This is a genomic window from Bacillus sp. MRMR6, from assembly GCF_001940785.1.
GTDB lineage: Bacteria > Bacillota > Bacilli > Bacillales > Cytobacillaceae > Neobacillus.
Genome location: NZ_MSLS01000003.1, coordinates 48,267 through 66,113 on the forward strand (window position 1 = coordinate 48,267; position 17,847 = coordinate 66,113).

The following is a 17,847-nucleotide window of genomic DNA, read 5'->3' on the forward strand; positions in this document are numbered from 1 at the left end:
TACTACTTACAAGTTAATTGTATACCTTTGTATACACCATGTCAATTATTTCCTTAAATTGATAAAGTTGCAATTTTAAACTAGATCAGTTTGCAATTTGCTGCCCTATAAGTGACCTCTTTCTCTTAACCGGACTGGTTTTAGGTCACTTAGAAGCTTTCTAAGTTACCTCTTTCTCTTTATACCACTGCTTTTAGGCCACTTAGAACATCTATACGTGAACTCTTTTTTTACCCTACTGCCTTCAGGTCACTTATCCTTCTATACCAATCATTGCATTTATTTTTTAAAAAAATCACTATACAAAAAAACGAGCCCCTATAGCGGGGACCCGTTATGCTGCTTTTTCAATTAGTGTTTCATTGGCGCGACCACGTTTGAAGCTAAATGCAAAGTAACTGAAGGTTACGAGCATAAACCCAAGCATGCAGGTTAATAGAATAAGATTATTTTGCCACATGTAGTGGAAATCACCGCTTGAAATGACCGCTTTGAACGCCTGCACGGTGTACGTCATTGGGAAGAAGGCGTTCAATGGCTGCAACGCTTCTGGAATCAGTACGAGCGGGAACGTTCCAGCACTTGTTGTTAATTGGATAATGAGGATCAGGATTGCGACGAATCGACCTGCATCCGCCATCGTGGTGACCAGCATTTGAATCAGTGTCACGAACACCATACTGGTAATCATCGATGTGACAATGAACAATGGCACACTTTGCACTTGTATGTCCAAGCCGACCAATAAAATAACATCCACTAAAACGGCCTGGATCACGCCGATGATCGCGATCATGCCTAGTTTGCTTAAAAACCATTGCAGAGCTGACTGGGGTTGAATAGCTGGTTCCTTCAATTGGTACACAATCGATATAATCAACGCGCCTACAAATAATCCAAGCGAGATAAAGTAAGGGGAAAACCCTGTTCCGTAGTTTGGCACAGTGTTAATCTCCTGTTTCTCAACCGTGACCGGTTCGCCCATCATATCATAGGTGTTGTCATCGGCTTGAACCGACTTGGCTCCTTCCGCACCTGCTGCTAGCTTCTCGTTCAATTCAGTGTTGCCTGCTGTTAATTTTTCAGAACCATCCTTTAGAGACTTTGACCCTTCAGCCAATTTCCCTGAGCCATCAGCTAATTGCCCGGCCCCAGCTGAAAGCTGCCCCATTCCTGAAGTAAGTGAGTCGGCACCATTTTTCACAGCGCTTGATCCTTCAGCCAGCTGATGAATTCCTTGCTGCAACTTAGCCTGATTGGAACTGATTTCTCCAAGCCCGGCAATTAATTGGTTAAATACAGGATCGGTTTGCTGTTTCAGCTGGCCTTCAAGCCCGTTCACTGAACCGAGCAATTGCCCATTTACTTCTGTTTTAAATTGGGTAAAACCTTGATGTAGCCCAGGCTGAATCGCCTGTGAAATCTGCTGTTCCACTTCGGACTTTGTTGGTGCCGCTTGCTGCTGCTGAGCCATGATCTCTGAAACGGTTTCTGCTGGGACGCCATTTTCGATTAAAGCACCGGCAAGCTCCTGCATTTTTGCCGTCTGCTGTGCAATCATTTGGTCCGCAACCTGTGACGATAACCCGGCACCAAGCTGCACTTCAAACTGGTCTATCCCGCCGTTTAACTTCTCACTGCTTCCCTTTAGCTTATGATCAACTTCTGCTGCAATCCTTCCCGGTAGTTCCGCTTTGATTTGTTCCGCACCCAGCTGCGCTTCTTCGGTGCCTGTCACCAATTGCGGGAGTTTCGCATCTATTTCTTCTAATGCTTGACTGATTTGCGCTGTACCTTTTGCAAGATCATTTGAGCCTGTTGCAGCACTTTTTACCCCTTGCTCGAACTCGATCGATTTGCTTGCCAATGTTTCAAGGTTTGTTTTGATTTGGTCGACACCATTGTCAAGCTCTGCGGTGCCATCGCTTAATTGGCCTGCACCATCACTTGCTTGCGCTAAACCGTCGGCCATATCGCCTATTTTGTCAAAAATAGTCTCCGAATAGGTTGCAATAATCTGTTTGGAGATCTCGGCTTTGATTTCCTTCACAGCCGTTTCACCAATCTGCGCGGTAAGAAAGTTTGCCCCCTCATTCGGGACATATTTCATTTCTAGCTTCTGAGGCTGATCCTCTAGCAAGGTGGTTGCATTTTTTGAAAAATCCTTCGGAAGTTCTACCACCATATAATATTTCTGTGACTCCAGACCTTGATAGCCTTCGTCTCTATCGACAATATGAAAATCAAAGGTTTTGCTTTCCTCGAGTTTTTTGACTAAGTCACCGCCCAGATTGAGCTGTTCCCCCTCAAGCACAGCACCCTCGTCCTGATTCACAATCGCAACGGGTAAATCGGAAAGGTGTACATATGGATCCCAAAAGGCCCAAAGAAACATTCCCGCATACAATACAGGAATAAAAAGAATCGCAATCACCGGAATAAGCGTTTTACGATTGAACAGTATACTTTTTAACTCAGCAAAAAATGAAGATTTCTTCATGATGTATTCCTCCTTAAGTATCACTGACTAGTTTTCCCAATTAGTCATTTTGGGTTAAAAAATTTTGATGTGGATTCTTGAACTTTTTTTGTATTAAACACCCAAGTTGGGCACTTGACTGTTTTCCTCATTTGGTCATTTTGTTGCAAAAATGAATGACTATTGCTAGTCATTTTGTTGATAAACCCTTTAGTAAGTAAAGTTCAAATAGCTTTGAAATTTCTTCCTTGCCTAGTGGCGGGTGATTTCTTTGCCAATCAACGATTAAAGAAAAATACATTTTCAACATCACGAACGCCGTGATTTCAGGGTCACACGATTTGATTTCACCCATTTCGATCGCTTTTTGAATAATCCCCATCATGTACTGGACAATCGCCTGCTCGATCTGCTGCATCGCTTCCACCACTGTTTGCGTACCCATATCTCGTTCTTCCTGAATCAGTTTAATCGTCAGCTGATGACTCTCACGAAATTCATGGATCATAAATAAAACTCGGTGTACATTTTCATGAAATGAAGCATTTTCATCTAGGACCTCTTCAACAGCCATTTTGATATCAAAGATGAGTGTTTTAATGATTTCTTCAAATAGCTCTTCTTTCGTTTTGTAAAACGTATAGATTGTTCCCTTTCCGACATTAGCTAGCTTGGCAACCTGCTCCATCGTCGTCGCTTTATACCCATACAAAGAAAATGACTTTGCCGCAGCCTCATGAATCAAATTCCTACGATCAATAATCGCCACACCGCACACCTCACCTTCAATAATGACCAAAAAACCATTTCGGTCATTTTCACAAAAAGTACTATAGCATATAAAAATTCATTTAGCAAGGAAGTCTAAATTCAGCCTTTATGTTAAGTGGCAGGTAACCCTTTGAAAGTGGAAAGTAAATCTCGGGAAATGGAAAGTGAATCTCGGGAAATGGAAAGTGAATCTCAGAAAGTGAAAATAAATCCCACAAAATGTAAATTAAATTTCGGAAAGTGAAAATAAATCCCGTAAAATGGAAATAAAATCTCAGGAAACGGAAAGTAAATCTCAGAAAGTAATAACTTAAATCTGTGAAAGTAGCAAATTCGTCTCTGAAACTGGAATGTAACCTCCTCCACCTTATTCATCTTCCCTTGAACTCTTTTTTATTCTAAACTCTTCTCTCCTCTAATGAGCAATTTTTGGGTATAATAAAGGAATATGGATTTTTTGAGAAATCTACTTGCGTTTTTTATATAGAGATTTTTTTATAAAGGGGGTTGTGGGCTTGGAATCTATTCATGCTACGGAACGGATTGGATTTATTTCAGAGGACTTAAAGGAATTGCTGCATCCACATTCCACCGATGATGCGAAGCTTGTGCAAAAGGGCTTGATGCTCTACCGGCAAGGGTTGGTGAAGCAGGTTCAAATTTGGAATGAAAAAGTGACGGCTATGGTTCAGGATGTTATTCCATGCCATGTTTCATTTCATTTACGTTTCCTGTCGCAGAGTACGTGTACCTGTCCTTCTGACGGATTGTGCCGCCATCAGATCGCTGTGTTTTTTGCTGCCTATGCGAAGGTCGGCAAGAGTGTAGCCGATTGGGTAGCAGAATGGCGCGAACCGATGAAGGAGAAAAATGATGCGGCGAATTGGGGACTGCAGACGGCGAAGGATTTGGTGAAGGCAAACGGCGTGATGAAGCCTGATTATGACCGCTGGGTCGAAGCGTTTGAGGTCAGCTTTGATACGATTATTACCAAAAAGCATACGAGTCCGTACGTGGTGGCCGAGCTGTTTCAAATTTATGAGCGGAGAATCAAGGCGAGCTCGCCGGTTGAGAAGGAATGGCGCTTGCTGTATGAATTGGTCGGGAATATCATTTCATTTAAAAAACTTGCTGTTTTTACGGCCGATGCCGGTTTTGCTGAAGAGGTTGTCAAACGGGTTTACCTGCATGTGTTCCACAACCTTGTTGACGATGCCGAGGATCTCGTTCAACGAATCGGCTTTCAATCGCTGCCGTTTGACTTTGATGAGTTTATTTTAAAATTAAAGACCGATGTGTTTGAACTTTTGACGGTTGTTCAAGGTCTAGAGGCTGAACGGGTTTATTTGTACCGCCACTTGTGGACTAGTCTTTTTAAAAAGAAGGAATGGCGCCAGGAGGAAATTCAGAAAATTCGCGACCGGATGCAAGCATTGGAGTCTTGGGAAAATTCCACACCGCTTATTATTGCGGCGATCCATCTGACTATTTTGTCTCAGGATGATGATGTTGCCCTTGACATGGTGGAAAAATCAGCTAATGAAGTGATTGTCCCTTATTTGATTTATTGGATTGAGCTTTTGGCACAGGCAAAGGCTTGGAAACGGGTCGGTCCGTTCATCGAAGTGCTGATTCAGAAAATAAAAGGCTATTTTGTTTATGTTCGAACATATCATACATGTGCAAGCTTTTCGCGGATGGCAATGAAACACATTTCGGCATACGCTACGGAGACAGGCCGAGTGGATGTGTATGAGCGGGCATTGCTTACGACATTGCCGTATAGCTATGCCGATTATGAACATATGCTGTTTGAGCGCCGCCAATATGATAAATGGGGTGAGCTCCAGGCGTTCATGGGCTGGAACTTTCACGATATCCCGAAGGAACGGGTGAAGGTGATTGAGAAGGAAATGCCGGAAGTGCTCCTCGGCCTTCTCCATCAATCAGCGATTCAAGAAATCAACCAGAAGAACCGTCAAAGCTACAAAATGGCTGTTCGCCACCTAAAGAAACTGCGGACCCTATACAAAAAACTCAAGCGCCAAGACGACTTCCAATACTTCCTGGACACCCTAATCGAAAAAACCAAACGCCTCAGAGCCTTCCACGAAGAATGCCGCCGCAGCAAACTCATCGAAGAGTGACAGCGGGGGGCGGGCGCGGCGGCGCTGTAGTGCTGTGACGCAATGATGGTGCCTGTCACCGGAGATGGACAAATGGGGCCATTTGTCCATCTCCGGTGACAGGCACCGCCCGTGGACACTGTCCACCTCAGGCGTACAGTTGATCGGTTTTTTACACTTACATATTAGAAACGCTAATTTTTTTATCCTCCCCTAGTTGAAGGAGTGACGTGGATGATGCTTAGTACGAGATTTATTAAATTGTTGACTTTGAAATTAGAGGATGGACGTTATTTTCTTGCTGCGCTAGATGATCGTGGCGATGATTTAAGGCTGTCTGAATGGAAGAATCTTGTCTTCAGCCGCCATGAAGAGAGCTTCTTTGGCACGCTTTTGGAGCCAGAAACGGTCGATGGGATCGAGGGTGTAATTATCAGCGGCTGGCACCTTGTTTCGCTTTTTGCAAAAGAGTCGTTCAACCGGTTCATTGATTGGGACTGGAGCGATCAGTCTGAGATTTCTCTTGCTTCCGCTCATGCCCTATACGAAGGCATTCTAGAGAAAGATTGGCTGCCTGACTTTACGGTTTGGGAAGACGGCGAATTTCGCTGGAAGCTCCCTGAGCGTGTGAAAGAAGAGTTTGACCCTTCCTTCTGGGAACAAGAGGTATCCATGCTTGCCAATGATTCTTTTGAAAAAGCGGAACCGGCGGATGAATATATTTCCGATTTGTACAACGACGCCCTTGATGCGTATCTCACACGGAATGCCGCAATGAAGCAACTGTTTGGTCCGAAGCTTGATTTGCTGCGGAAACAAAACATTTCCGGCAGCGAGCTTGCGCGGTATTTTGACGAGGAAAGCTGGCTTGAATGGGTTGGCATTAAGGAAAATGATACCCCGTTTACGATTGGGTTGCGGCTTGAGGAGCCTGAAGATGGTGAAGGCCCTTGGAACCTTGGTGTCTTTTTACGCAGCAAAAAGAATCCAGATGATGTCCATGAGTTAGGCGGGAAGATGCCTGCAAGATGGCGGCCTTTTTTAGAAAAAGCGGACCGCGAACTCGAGCGCTGGGTGCGGTTAATCCCGTGGCTGAGCGAAGACGGAGTGACGTTAAAATCTGGGCTTACAGAGGAAGAATCGTGGATATTTTTAACCGAGGCGAGCGAAACGCTTGTCGCTTTGGATGTTGAAATCCTCCTCCCTTCCTGGTGGCAAGCGATGAAAAATGCCAATTTGAAGGTGAAGGCATCGTTGAAGGGTTCTGGGAGCCATCGTCCATCGTTTGTCGGATTGCAGGCGATGCTTGATTTCAACTGGCGTTTTTCAATGAACGGTGTTGACCTCTCTGAGGAGGAATTCGGAAAGTTAGTGGAAGAAAAGCGCCGGCTTGTGTTTATCCGTGGCCGTTGGGTTAAGCTTGACCCTCAGTTTATCCGCAGCATTCAGGATTTAATGAAGCGCGCTGAAAAGGAAGGCTTACACGTAAGAGACCTGCTCGAGCAGGAGCTAATCGAGTCAGAAGCAACGGAAGATGAACTTGAAAATCCAAAGGCCTTTGCCAAAATACAAATCGAACTGAACAGCCAGTGGAAAAAAATGATCAAACAGCTGTCAGAAGTGCACGAACTTCCGTTAGAAACCGTTCCTGCGGGCTTACAAGGAGAACTGCGACCCTATCAGCAGCTTGGGATGAGCTGGCTCTGGTTTCTTCGCAAATTTGGCTTCGGTGCCGTCCTCGCTGATGACATGGGACTCGGAAAAACCGTACAGTTGATCACGTACCTTTTAAAAGTGAAAGACGAACAAGCGACTAGTGGTAGGAAGAGTTTAGCGGTGGTGCCAGGCACTAGGGCTGGAATCGAAAAGGTGGACGATGGTACGGTGACAGGCACCAAGGCCGAGTCCGTGGCGGTGACAGGCACCGAAACCAAGGAAGTTGCTTCGACTACCACTAAGTCCAAAGCAAAGCTTTCGACCAAGTCGGCGTTAATTATTTGCCCGACGTCGGTACTAGGAAACTGGCAAAAGGAGCTTGAACGGTTTGCACCGGAACTCGACGTGTATCTGCATTATGGATCTAACCGTTTGAAGGGAGAAGCATTCTCTGACAATGCACAGGATGTTGATGTTGTGTTAACTTCCTATGGTTTGAGTCATTTAGATTCTGAGGAATTCGAGGGTATGATTTGGAGCTCGATTTCTATTGATGAGGCCCAAAATATCAAGAATGCCGGGACAAAGCAATCCCGTGCGGTTCGCAGGCTCCGTGGCCAGCATCATATCGCACTGACTGGTACACCGATGGAAAATCGGTTATCTGAGTTGTGGTCAATCTTTGATTTTACCAATCATGGGTACCTTGGCAGCCTCGGACAATTCCAAAAGAAGTTTGTTGTTCCGATTGAAAAGGATGAAAAACGAGAAAAAGTCACCCAGCTGCAGTCATTAATCCGTCCGTTCCTGCTACGCAGAACGAAAAAGGATGAAGAGGTGGCTCTTAACCTACCAGATAAGCAGGAGCAAAAAGAATATTGTCCGCTTACCACGGAGCAGGCCTCACTTTATGAGCAGCTAATTCATGACACATTTGCGGAGATTGAAAAGCTATCAGGATTTGAACGTAAGGGGTTAATTTTACAAATGCTCAGCCGCTTGAAGCAGCTATGTGACCATCCGGCCCTCTATTTAAAGGAAAAGGCGGCAGATCGGAAGCTGCTCGATCGTTCGAATAAAATGGAGAAGCTTGTTGAACTGGTTGATGCAGTTCTCGATGCTGGTGAAAGCTGCTTGATCTTCACTCAGTACATTGAAATGGGTGAAATGATTCGAACGACAGTGAAAAAGAAGTTCGGTGTTGAGGTACCATTTTTGAATGGAAGCGTTCCGAAGACACAGCGTGATGAGATGATTGAGAGGTTTCAAAACCATGAGTTCCCGGTATTCCTCTTATCGCTTAAAGCTGGTGGGACGGGACTGAATTTGACCGCCGCCAATCATGTCATCCATTATGACCGTTGGTGGAATCCAGCTGTCGAAAACCAGGCCACCGACCGTGCTTATCGGATTGGGCAATCTCGATTCGTCCACGTGCACAAACTCATCTGCACCGGCACATTAGAAGAAAAAATCGACGCCATGCTCGAAAAGAAACAACACCTAAACGACCAAATCATCACAAGCGAAAACTGGATCACCGAACTCTCCACCGACGAACTGCGCGACCTCGTCTACCTAGGATAAAAGCGTAACAGTTATATAGCCGTGATGAATTGACAGTGACAATGTCGGTGTCATTGTATGGTGACAGGCACCGCCCGTGGACAAAACCACCCCATTTGTACGCCTGGGGTGGACACTTTTTTTCAAACTTATACTTATAGATAGAAGCCCAGTCCAAATTGGACTGGGCTTTTGATTTTATCTCATTTAAAGCACGATGTTCGGCTCAGTGGTGAGCCGGCGGAAAGCAAGATTCCGCAAAAATCACCGCTACATCTTAAGTGCCGGTAGTCCAATATTTTACAAATATGTTTCCTTCTGGCCAATATTGGGTATTACTTTCCTAAACACAAAAAATGATTAGGAGACATGCCCATGTTTGTATGTATGGAAAATGTTGAAATATCAAGTAGAATCCATGAACTAAGGGAGAAAATGATTGAGTCTGGTAAGCAGAATGGTTTTCTTAATTCAGAAACCATAAAATACAGTCAGGAGCTTGATAAATTAATATATAGACAACAAACTGTTAAAAAGGTTTCCTATGGTAGTCAAACTAAGTCAAGATTGCCTAGGTCCAGCCCAAACCGTTGATCCCTGAAACCTTTTTAATCCCCTGTGTAGAGTGGTTGAGTTTCTACTTTAAAGAATACTTTTATCATTTGGTTTCATACTAAGAATAGTGGACATAAATTTTACGGGGTAGTTTATGACGAATAAGGAAAAGACGATTGAGATCACAGACGAAGTGAAAAATCAAATTGAAATGTTGATTCACAAGAAGATTGAAATCTGGTTTGAGCATGTACTATTTACTGGTTTGTGGTGGATGGGGGTCGGGTTATCGACCATTCCATGGGTACTCTGGTTTATTTTCAGAAAAAAGGAAAGCACTGACCGCTTATTGTATGCAGGTTTCTATGTAATGACTATTTCTCTCATTCTTGACGTTCTAGGTGACCAGCTGGGGTTTTGGCATTACCGCTTTAATGTCATGCCGATACTACCAACGTATTTTCCATGGGATATTACGTTAATGCCTGTAGCTATTCTTTTTTTACTACAAGTAAAACCTAACATCAACCCTTGGATTAAAGCCGTATTTTTCGCCCTAATCACTTCCTACCTAGCAGAACCTTTTTTTCATTGGATAGATGTATACGCACCAATGGCATGGAAGTACACTTATTCTGTGCCTATACAGATTTTCATTTATATGACCGCGCATTATCTAAGCTCGCGGAATCAATTCGCCCCATTAAAAAAGACCTGACATTTTTTTAGAAATGTCAGGTCTTTTATCTTGTTAGTTTAATACAATTACTTTCACCGTTCTTCTGCCCCATTGCAGTGCTGCTGCTTTTGTTGGCATTAAGAGATCGATTTTGTAACCTTTGATCGCACCGCCTGTGTCGCCTGCAATTGCTTCACCATAGCCCTCGACCCAGACTCTGCTTCCTAGTGGAATGACAGAAGGATCGACTGCGATTAATTTCATATTGGGATTGGCTTGAATATTATAGCCTAGAGCCGTATACGTTCCAGACTCTTCTGGGCTATAAGCCGTTGCCGTTACATAGAACGCTTCACCGGCTGGTGCTGCTCCTGTCGCTGCTGTAGCTGCTGGTGCAGATGGTTGAGTTGCTGCTGCCGCAGTAGCCTGCTCTCTACGAACCTGCTCTTGAGCCGCTTTTAACTGCGAAGCAATCCCAGCCAATTGCTCGTCCACTTTAGCAAACTTCTCTTCCAATGCCGTTAAGGTTTCTTGACGCTTTTGCAGGTTTTCTGCAAGTTCTGCCTGCTGCTTCGTGAGAACTTCTTGTTCCTCTATTAAAATTCTTTCTTGTTTATCAATCTCTTTTTTATCTTCTTCTATCTGGTTCAAATCTTCCTGCTGCGATTTTAATATGTCCTTATCTGCATTAAAAAGAGTAGAAACCGCGCTCGCACGTTGAATAAAGTCATCTAAGTCCTTTGACTCTAGAAAAACCTTAATGACTAGATTAAGATTATCATCTTCCTGAAGAGCCACGAGTCTAGTCTTCATGACATCTTTACGTGCTAACATTTTATCTTGAAGGATAACAATTCCTTCCTTTTTACCTTCAATCAACTGTTGTGTATCGGCAATTCTCTTTTGTGTTGCTGCCATTGCTTCTTTATTCTTCGAAATGTAAGTATGTAGAGCTTCCATTTCCTCTTCAATCTGTTCTATTTCTCTATTAATTGCTTGCTTTTCTTCTGCTTTTTGCTCAAGCTCTCGCTGTGCATTGTTTATTGCTTCATTACTTGCTTGTGCAGATGAAACCATCATTCCAGACACACACAAAACAAATGTAAGCATTATGAGAATCATACGCTTCATTGACTTCTGCATACTCTTTCCCCCTTTAGATACTCTAGTTATACCAAAAGAGTATGTTAGCCATGTTACAAAGATATTAAAAAAACCAGCTATTTTGTCATATAACAGGAAAAATCAACAAATTGTAACAATTTATAGGCGATACACAAGTTGTTACATTGAAAATAATGGAATTTTGCGTTGCTTTACATTCACGAAAACTTTATAAAATCCGACTAACCCAATCAAAAAAACTACTGCTGGCAGACCAATGGCTGCTAAAATCAGAACATTTATTTCACCAACTCCACTCTAGTTTCTCTATCTTATCTGAATCTAAGACTCCCAGACATGATATTCCTCCATATGGAACAAAAAAATAGACCACAGCTTTGAGCTGAGGCCTTCAAATATATAACAGGGGGGGTTTTATATTAGTTTTACCCTTTTTGTATGATTGTATGCATAAAAACTGAAAAATACTCAAAAAAACTACCGGCGAATATTCACCGGTAATGGGTTGTTGTGGCAGATGGGAGAGTGGATTGATTCTATATAAGAAAGGAATCACATTACGGGGAGAATATTAAATATGAAAAGGGAAATTCTCCGAGATTTCGGATATCATGTTGGTGGGTGATGTGGGGTAAACTTTTAGTGGACCCATTTCTCTGTGGTGTAGCTGCCTTTTCATGATCCATTCCAGCTGGCAGATTCTTTTTTGCAGACTTTCTACATCTTGATTGGCCACATGCAGCTGTTTTTGCAAGCTATCGGCATTTTGGTTTGCCTTGCCAACCATCTTAATCAGGCTTTCTAGCAATTGTTCCAAGCTATCTGCTACTTGATCATTCAACACCAAAAAGGAAACCTCCTTCATCATTCGCATGAGGAAATTTATTCCTCCTTTATCAACCTAAAAGGGAAGATCGACAACTAATTCTTTCTTCAATACTGGCGGCTCTACATTTCGTAACGGAATCTCTGACTCCGCAAACGTTTGAACATGCGCCTGGCCCTGAACTGAGCCCTGTGCCTGCCCCTGCGAATAATTTTGCGCTTGAGCCTGTGATTGAGACTGCCCTTGAACTTGAACCTGAGGCTGAGGCTGCTGTCCCTGAACCTGTGTGGGTTTACTCAAGAACCGAATCGTTTCTGTCACCACCTCGGTCACAAAGACGCGCTTTCCTTCTTTATTGTCGTATTGCCGGGTTTGCAGCCTTCCGGTGATTCCGACGAGTGCCCCTTTCCGACAATATTGAGCCGTATTTTCAGCGGCCTTTTTCCACAGTGTGCATTGGACAAAATCGGCATCAACCTCTCCATTTTGATTCCGAAAATGCCGGTTTACTGCCAAAGTCACATGCGATACAGGCGTACCATCCGTCGTTACTCTCAACTCGGGATCCTTTGTCAACCGTCCAACAAGCGTCACTTGGTTGATCATGAATTTTTCTCCTCTCCTTTTGATGGCTCTATCATAGCGCCTCCCTGATACTATTGTAAAACAGCCAAATTCAAATTTTCTCAGCCCTTTTCCTTCGAAAACACTGAATTTCACCACGAAAATGATTATTTTTGAAAAGCTTTTTTAAAAAAATAACCAAAATACGACAATCGACAAATATTTTTCGACATTTGTTTCTCTTTCAGGTATGTTATAATTTAGAGAAGTGAACGTAACGAACAGGGGGGAATGTGGATGAAAACCTTTAAATTAATCGCGTTAGAAATCGTGGATGATGGTAACACGTTGAATGTACCATTAGAAGATGGATTAATTATCAATAAAGAAAATGAACGCTCGACCTGGATCCTAGAAGCATACACGACCACGGCCCTCTATGATTACTTTAAACGCATCCATGACCAAAACCGTGAAGTCATTGTTCAAGCGGTGATCACCAAACTCGAAAACGACCCTGCTTTCTTCCAAACAAAAATTGCTGTCATAACCAAGTTTGAGCATCACATTAGTGTTCTCTTTGAAGGTCAGCTTCGCCGGAACCGAAGTGACTATTCAGAGCTTCTGCTCGACAGCCTGCTTGAAAAAGGCCTTGGCGGTCAAGCGCTGCTTGTGGAGTTTAAAGAAAAAATGAAAAGCAAACCAAAACTTAAAATCAAAAATACAAGCCCGTCAACATGACTGGCTTTTTTTTATAAAAAAAAGAGAATCGCCAGGAGCCTTTTGTTCGAACATTATATAAGAAAGGACAGACTGTCTTACAGTCTGCCCCCATTTCCTAGCGGTCTCTGTTGTCTCTGTCATTTCTGTCTAATCTGTCTTCAAACATTTCTTCACCGCGAGTATTTCTGTCTCTCACTGGGTCCATATCGTTAGGTGTGTTGATGTCGTTTTGGTAACGAGTGTTTCTGTTGTTCAGGTCATTACGATTGTTCACGTTGCGGTTATTCATGTTGTTTGTACGGTTGTTCATGTTGGTGCCGTTGTCATCACCATCTAAAGTGCCATTGTTGTCAAGCGGAGTATCGACCTCATCGTTGACAGGAGGTGCAGGGTTTTGGTCATTATTTGCATTACACCCCGTTACCATCATCGCAGATAGAACAGAACCAACAAGAAGTAATAACAGCTTTTTCTTCAAAAGTAAAAGCCCCTTTCGTAAAAAATTTGTGACCTTTTCACTGGTCTGCTGTTAGATTTCCCTAAAACCGACAATAATTATTTATCAATTTTTTCCAATAATAAGATGCGAACTATTAAAGGACATATCCGGAATAAATTGACAAAGTCCTTCATCATTCGATGAAGGACAACTTTTAAAAATAATATTCATACAAAAGTAGGTTTTAGCTCTGCACCGCAAACATAATTTCTGCTTCCATAGCTGTCTCGCCGTCTACTTTGGCAATGGCCTTCCCTTTACCAATTCCCCTGCGGATGGAAAGCAATTCAACCTCCATAATTAGGGTATCACCAGGTCGAACTTGACGTTTCCATCTACATTTCTCAACGCCCGCAAAAAAAGCGATTTTCCCTGCATACTCTGGCATCGATAAAAGTGCCACTGCACCAGTTTGCGCACAAGCCTCTAGCGTTAAAACTCCTGGGAAGACAGCGTAGTTTGGAAAATGTCCGTTAAATACTTCTTCATTAGCAGTAAGATTTTTCTTTCCCACTGCCCGTTTGCCCGGCTCCAATTCCACGATTGAATCAATTAATAAAAAAGGATAACGATGTGGAATGATTTCTTTAATTTGCTCGACATTTAGTTCCATTATTAACACCTCATAATAGGATTTAGTACCAATATACCTTTTGCTTATTATACAATAAGATAATCCTATTTAAAAACTTCTTTAATGAACATACTAAAAAGGAGGCAGGGATTTTAAATCTGTATCCCTTGCCTCCTCAGATTCTTTAGTTATTGCTTTTATAAGCTTTCATTGTCATCGTCATTATTAGTTGCTGATGGTGTATTTGGATCTTCAGGCTGTTCTTGAGGAACCTCTTCCGGCTTTTCCTCTGGTATTTCCTCTGGTTGTTCGTGTGGTACCTCTTCAGGCTGTTCACTCGGGACTTCCTCTGGTTGTTCGCTAGGGACCTCTTCTGGTTTTTCGCTCGGAACTTCCTCTGGTTGTTCGCTCGGTTCCTTTTCTGGCTGTTGGTTTGGAACTTCTTCTGGGTGCTCATGTGGTACTTCGTTAGGTTGCTCATTCGGCATTTCTTCCGGATACTCGTTTGGTACTTCATTTGGCTGCTCATTCGGCACTTCTTCAGGTTGTTCGTTTGGCATCTCTTCTGGAAATTCACTCTGTACTTCTTCTGGCTGGTCATTTGGATCCTCATGGGGCTGCTCTACGTGTGTTTCGGTTGGTTCTATATTAGGAATTTCTTCAGGGTGGTCGTTTGGATTCTCCTCAAATTGTTGTTCTTCAGGAGTTTCTGGCATTTCCTCTAGTTCCTCTTCTGGACTGTTCTGTTCTTCCGGTTGCTCACTTGGCGAGTCTTCAGGATTTTCTTCTGCCACTTCTTCTGGTTGATTTTCCGGACTTTCCTCTTGAACTTCTTCTGCCTGTTCTACCTGTTCCTCAGTTTGGTCGCTTTCTGAACGTTCTTCTGGTGTTTCTTCTAATTGACTGTTCTGTTCTTCCGGCTGCTCACTCCGGGAGTCTTCAAGATTCTCTTCTGCCACTTCTTCTGGTTTATCCTGTGGATGATCGCCTGTTTCTTCTCCTGGGCCTTCACCAGATCCATCTCCTGTGTTTTCACTAGGTTCTTCTCCCGGGCCTCCACCTGAGCCTTCCCCGGGACCTGTTCCTGAGCCTCCGCCCGAACCCCCACCTGGACCTTTGTTCGAGTCTTCTCCATTATTTTCATTTTTAGCATCATTTTTTTTGCGATCTGTCACCCTATCATAAGCCTCTTCTGCAATTGTATCACTCACTTCGGAGAAAACATTAACCGCCTTGTTATCTTCGAACATATCCTTTTCAGAGTTACCATCTGGTTCTGTTTCGTTATTTTCTTGTGAGTCTCCCTCAGACGAATCTGCATCCTCTGTGTTGGAATCTTCGTCCGGGTTTTGTTCCGATTCTCCCGGCACGGCCCCTTCCTCAGGGGCCGTATCATTTTCTTCCGTACTCGGCTCTCCTTCTGGAGCGGTCTCCGGCGCACCATCCTCTCCTCCTGTTGAACCGCCATCAGTTCCTGCCCCTTCCTCAGGGGCTGTATCATTTTCTCCCGTACTCGGCTCTCCTTCTGGATCGGTCTCTGGCGCACCATCCTCTCCTCCTACTGAATCTCCATCAGTTCCTGCCCCTTCCTCAGGGGCCGTATCATTTTCTCCCGTACTCGGCTCTCCTTCTGGATCGGTCTCTGGCAATACCTCATTTTCTGGTGCAGGATTTTCACCTGCAGTCTCATCACTTTTGTCGGGTTCTCCCCCAGAGTCTGAATTTTCCCCAGGAGGACCGTCTTCACCTGGTTTTGGCTCTTCTCCTGTCATATCCTGTTCCTCGGGCGTTGCTTCTTCTTGAGATGGAGGCCCCTCAACCGAAGTCGGCGTCGGTTCTTCCCGTGGCTCTGCCTCCTCGCCTGAGACCGGACTTTCTCCTCCATGACTTTCTTCTTTCGCTAATGGCATTTCCTCAGAATTAGTCCCATCCCCTTGTCCTACATCTTGCATTTCCGATTCTGTCGGGGTGTCCTTAGCCTCTGACTCCCCCATTGTATCTTTAGACGCGTCATAATTTTCAACTTGCTGGTCCATATCCTGCAAATCCGAGGCTTCGACTACAGTAGGGTTTTCAAAGAGTATATTTTTCGTTCCAAAAGGAAGAACATCTTTGGCCATATCAAAGCAAGCTGATCGGTATGTACCTGCCTTCTCGAGAATCTTGGATTCGTCCTTAAATCCTTCAGTCCATTTGCCGAAAGCTTCCTTCATCCTGGTATTTCCTTCACGCAAATCACCATTGGACCAATGATTCCATCCTTCTTTCACCGAGGAAAAGCCTTCTTTCGCACGATCCAAATCTACAAAATCCTTTGTCCAAAATTCTTTTTTCCAATACCCACTCACAGAACCATGCTCTTCTTTATAATCAACTGCTGCTCTCGTAATTTCCTGAGCTTTTGTTAAAGATGGCCTTACAAATATAAAAAGCGGTCCTGTAAGACCTACGCCGACTGCTTCCCCTATTTTGTAACCGAACCGATTAAAATCCCGGTTCAAGAATTGTTGTGTTAACCAGGAGGGCATACTTTATTCCCCTCCTGCTACCAAGGTCATTAAATCATGACACATCAGGTATGGAATAAACTCATAAATTGCTTCCTTGGCCTCTTCGTATGTACAGTTTGTTTCTTCTAGGAAAAGCCTTTGTAATTCAGTTAAACTTCCATTTACATTGCTATTTGACCAAATTAAAAAAATTGGAAATTCAATTTTGATTTTGTCTGCGATGGGTGATGCTATTAAAACTACTTGCCCTTTATCATTACTAAGTCCAATCCCTAACGGCAGTGGCCGCAAACCATCCAATGTTCCTGCCGATTTCAATGACCAAGGAGTGATCAGCTTTTTCTCAATCATGGGCTTAATATAGTTCGTTATGAACTGATCTTCCTGTTCCTCCAACGCCTCGATCAGGTCACCTATCCTTAAGACGTTTCGGCGAACTAGCCTCCAGAGGAAGTACTCTCCTGGACTTAAAGCTACTGTTCCTTGCCCATTTGTCACATAAAAGGTCGATTCATCTTCAAATATTCCAAGTTCCTGACCTAGGGGCAGCATGACTGTATCAAATGTCAGGTTTTCAGCTAATGGTTTTTGCGCACTAGGAACAGATCTTTTCTCCACAACCTCACTATTCCACATGCCTTTTTGAATAAACTCACGGCCATGCTGACCGAAGAATGTCAAGGCTTCCTCTAAAGAACAAGCTCTTCCCTTTTGCACTTCCTTTAAGACTTCAGCCACACTCGAAAGCCCATCGGCAGTCCCCCACAGAAGGTACATTTCCTTTGACAGCTTAATCATTTTGTTCTCAATACCCTGCGTTCCAACATACCAGCCACCATCTTCATTCAAACCAAGCCCGGTTCCGTTTCTTGAAATTTTGACCTGGTCCAGTTCCTTTTCTTTCCCTGTTACGACCTCCACCAATAGTCTCTTTCCCGAATAGAAATCTAGCACCTGCTTAAAATCTTGCTCATTCTCAATCAGGTTCTCCCTAAAAAGCTGGCTTTTCCATTCTTCTAGGTTAGTTGAAGTCTTGACCAGCTTCCACGCCTGGTACTGCTTCAAAGATAGCAGAGTGATCGTACCTGCACTGCGAACCGCAAAAACCGTTTCGCCTTCTTTTGTAACCCATTTGCCAAGGCCGCGGCCGGTACTAAGCAATAGACCCGGCTTCTTTTTTCTAAAGAAAAACAT

14 protein-coding genes are annotated in these 17,847 nt (G+C 43.6%); 5 read left to right on the top strand and 9 right to left on the bottom strand.

The genetic code is table 11. The features are described from left to right. Nucleotides 1–334: 334 nt before the first annotated feature. Both BTR25_RS04495 and BTR25_RS04500 read right to left on the bottom strand, forming a co-directional pair. Complete coding sequence (locus tag BTR25_RS04495) at nt 335–2,500, bottom strand: YhgE/Pip domain-containing protein (RefSeq protein WP_075686571.1); 2,166 nt, start codon at nt 2,498–2,500, stop codon at nt 335–337. Nucleotides 2,501–2,669: 169 nt separating this feature from the next. Continuing rightward, nucleotides 2,670–3,239, bottom strand: a complete 570-nt coding sequence (locus BTR25_RS04500) for a TetR/AcrR family transcriptional regulator (protein ID WP_075687059.1) — start codon at nt 3,237–3,239, stop codon at nt 2,670–2,672. 526 nt (nt 3,240–3,765) lie between these two features. On the opposite strand from BTR25_RS04500, the gene BTR25_RS04505 reads away from it, so the two are divergent. The 4 genes from BTR25_RS04505 to BTR25_RS04520 all read left to right on the top strand — a co-directional run bounded on the left by BTR25_RS04505 (nt 3,766) and on the right by BTR25_RS04520 (nt 9,871). Further along, nucleotides 3,766–5,397 (top strand): SWIM zinc finger family protein, encoded by a 1,632-nt coding sequence (locus BTR25_RS04505; protein WP_075686573.1) that lies wholly within the window; start codon nt 3,766–3,768, stop codon nt 5,395–5,397. A 216-nt stretch (nt 5,398–5,613) separates the two neighbouring features. Continuing rightward, nucleotides 5,614–8,619 (top strand): DEAD/DEAH box helicase, encoded by a 3,006-nt coding sequence (locus BTR25_RS04510; protein ID WP_075687061.1) that lies wholly within the window; start codon nt 5,614–5,616, stop codon nt 8,617–8,619. A 354-nt stretch (nt 8,620–8,973) separates the two neighbouring features. Next, nucleotides 8,974–9,192 carry an aspartyl-phosphate phosphatase Spo0E family protein gene (locus BTR25_RS04515; protein ID WP_075686575.1) on the top strand — a complete coding sequence of 73 codons (219 nt, stop codon included), beginning with the start codon at nt 8,974–8,976 and terminating at the stop codon, nt 9,190–9,192. A 115-nt stretch (nt 9,193–9,307) separates the two neighbouring features. Then, on the top strand, nt 9,308–9,871 hold the full coding sequence (locus tag BTR25_RS04520; protein WP_075686577.1) for a CBO0543 family protein: 564 nt from the start codon (nt 9,308–9,310) through the stop codon (nt 9,869–9,871). A 33-nt stretch (nt 9,872–9,904) separates the two neighbouring features. Here BTR25_RS04520 and BTR25_RS04525 read toward each other — a convergent pair whose 3' ends face one another. From BTR25_RS04525 to ssb, 3 genes are all read right to left on the bottom strand, one after another. Next, nucleotides 9,905–10,975: a 3D domain-containing protein gene (locus BTR25_RS04525; RefSeq protein ID WP_075686579.1), complete on the bottom strand. Its 1,071-nt coding sequence runs from the start codon at nt 10,973–10,975 to the stop codon at nt 9,905–9,907. Nucleotides 10,976–11,528: 553 nt separating this feature from the next. Beyond that, complete coding sequence (locus tag BTR25_RS04530; protein WP_075686581.1) at nt 11,529–11,831, bottom strand: hypothetical protein; 303 nt, start codon at nt 11,829–11,831, stop codon at nt 11,529–11,531. A 27-nt stretch (nt 11,832–11,858) separates the two neighbouring features. Next, nucleotides 11,859–12,389, bottom strand: a complete 531-nt coding sequence (gene ssb / locus BTR25_RS04535; protein WP_075686583.1) for a single-stranded DNA-binding protein — start codon at nt 12,387–12,389, stop codon at nt 11,859–11,861. Between the two features lie 255 nt (nt 12,390–12,644). On the opposite strand from ssb, the gene BTR25_RS04540 reads away from it, so the two are divergent. Continuing rightward, nucleotides 12,645–13,088: a YwpF family protein gene (locus tag BTR25_RS04540; RefSeq protein WP_075686585.1), complete on the top strand. Its 444-nt coding sequence runs from the start codon at nt 12,645–12,647 to the stop codon at nt 13,086–13,088. Nucleotides 13,089–13,185: 97 nt separating this feature from the next. Here BTR25_RS04540 and BTR25_RS04545 read toward each other — a convergent pair whose 3' ends face one another. The 4 genes from BTR25_RS04545 to BTR25_RS04560 form a co-directional block, all read right to left on the bottom strand. Then, nucleotides 13,186–13,548 (bottom strand): hypothetical protein, encoded by a 363-nt coding sequence (locus BTR25_RS04545; RefSeq protein WP_075686587.1) that lies wholly within the window; start codon nt 13,546–13,548, stop codon nt 13,186–13,188. Between the two features lie 205 nt (nt 13,549–13,753). Continuing rightward, nucleotides 13,754–14,182 (bottom strand): 3-hydroxyacyl-ACP dehydratase FabZ, encoded by a 429-nt coding sequence (gene fabZ, locus BTR25_RS04550; protein WP_075686589.1) that lies wholly within the window; start codon nt 14,180–14,182, stop codon nt 13,754–13,756. Nucleotides 14,183–14,340: 158 nt separating this feature from the next. Further along, nucleotides 14,341–16,671 carry a hypothetical protein gene (locus BTR25_RS04555; protein WP_075686591.1) on the bottom strand — a complete coding sequence of 777 codons (2,331 nt, stop codon included), beginning with the start codon at nt 16,669–16,671 and terminating at the stop codon, nt 14,341–14,343. 3 nt (nt 16,672–16,674) lie between these two features. Continuing rightward, nucleotides 16,675–17,847, bottom strand: coding sequence for a hypothetical protein (locus tag BTR25_RS04560; RefSeq protein WP_075686593.1), 1,173 nt, complete (start codon nt 17,845–17,847; stop codon nt 16,675–16,677).

Excerpts from the sequence above, each read along its gene's own strand:
- BTR25_RS04495 (WP_075686571.1), bottom strand. The coding sequence starts at position 2,500 with ATGAAGAAATCTTCATTTTTTGCTGAGTTAAAAAGTATACTGTTCAAT.
- BTR25_RS04510 (WP_075687061.1), top strand. The coding sequence starts at position 5,614 with ATGCTTAGTACGAGATTTATTAAATTGTTGACTTTGAAATTAGAGGAT.
- BTR25_RS04515 (WP_075686575.1), top strand. The coding sequence starts at position 8,974 with ATGTTTGTATGTATGGAAAATGTTGAAATATCAAGTAGAATCCATGAA.
- BTR25_RS04520 (WP_075686577.1), top strand. The coding sequence starts at position 9,308 with ATGACGAATAAGGAAAAGACGATTGAGATCACAGACGAAGTGAAAAAT.
- BTR25_RS04525 (WP_075686579.1), bottom strand. The coding sequence starts at position 10,975 with ATGCAGAAGTCAATGAAGCGTATGATTCTCATAATGCTTACATTTGTT.
- BTR25_RS04530 (WP_075686581.1), bottom strand. The coding sequence starts at position 11,831 with ATGCGAATGATGAAGGAGGTTTCCTTTTTGGTGTTGAATGATCAAGTA.
- ssb (WP_075686583.1), bottom strand. The coding sequence starts at position 12,389 with ATGATCAACCAAGTGACGCTTGTTGGACGGTTGACAAAGGATCCCGAG.
- BTR25_RS04540 (WP_075686585.1), top strand. The coding sequence starts at position 12,645 with ATGAAAACCTTTAAATTAATCGCGTTAGAAATCGTGGATGATGGTAAC.
- fabZ (WP_075686589.1), bottom strand. The coding sequence starts at position 14,182 with ATGGAACTAAATGTCGAGCAAATTAAAGAAATCATTCCACATCGTTAT.
- BTR25_RS04555 (WP_075686591.1), bottom strand. The coding sequence starts at position 16,671 with ATGCCCTCCTGGTTAACACAACAATTCTTGAACCGGGATTTTAATCGG.
- BTR25_RS04560 (WP_075686593.1), bottom strand. The coding sequence starts at position 17,847 with ATGTTTTTCTTTAGAAAAAAGAAGCCGGGTCTATTGCTTAGTACCGGC.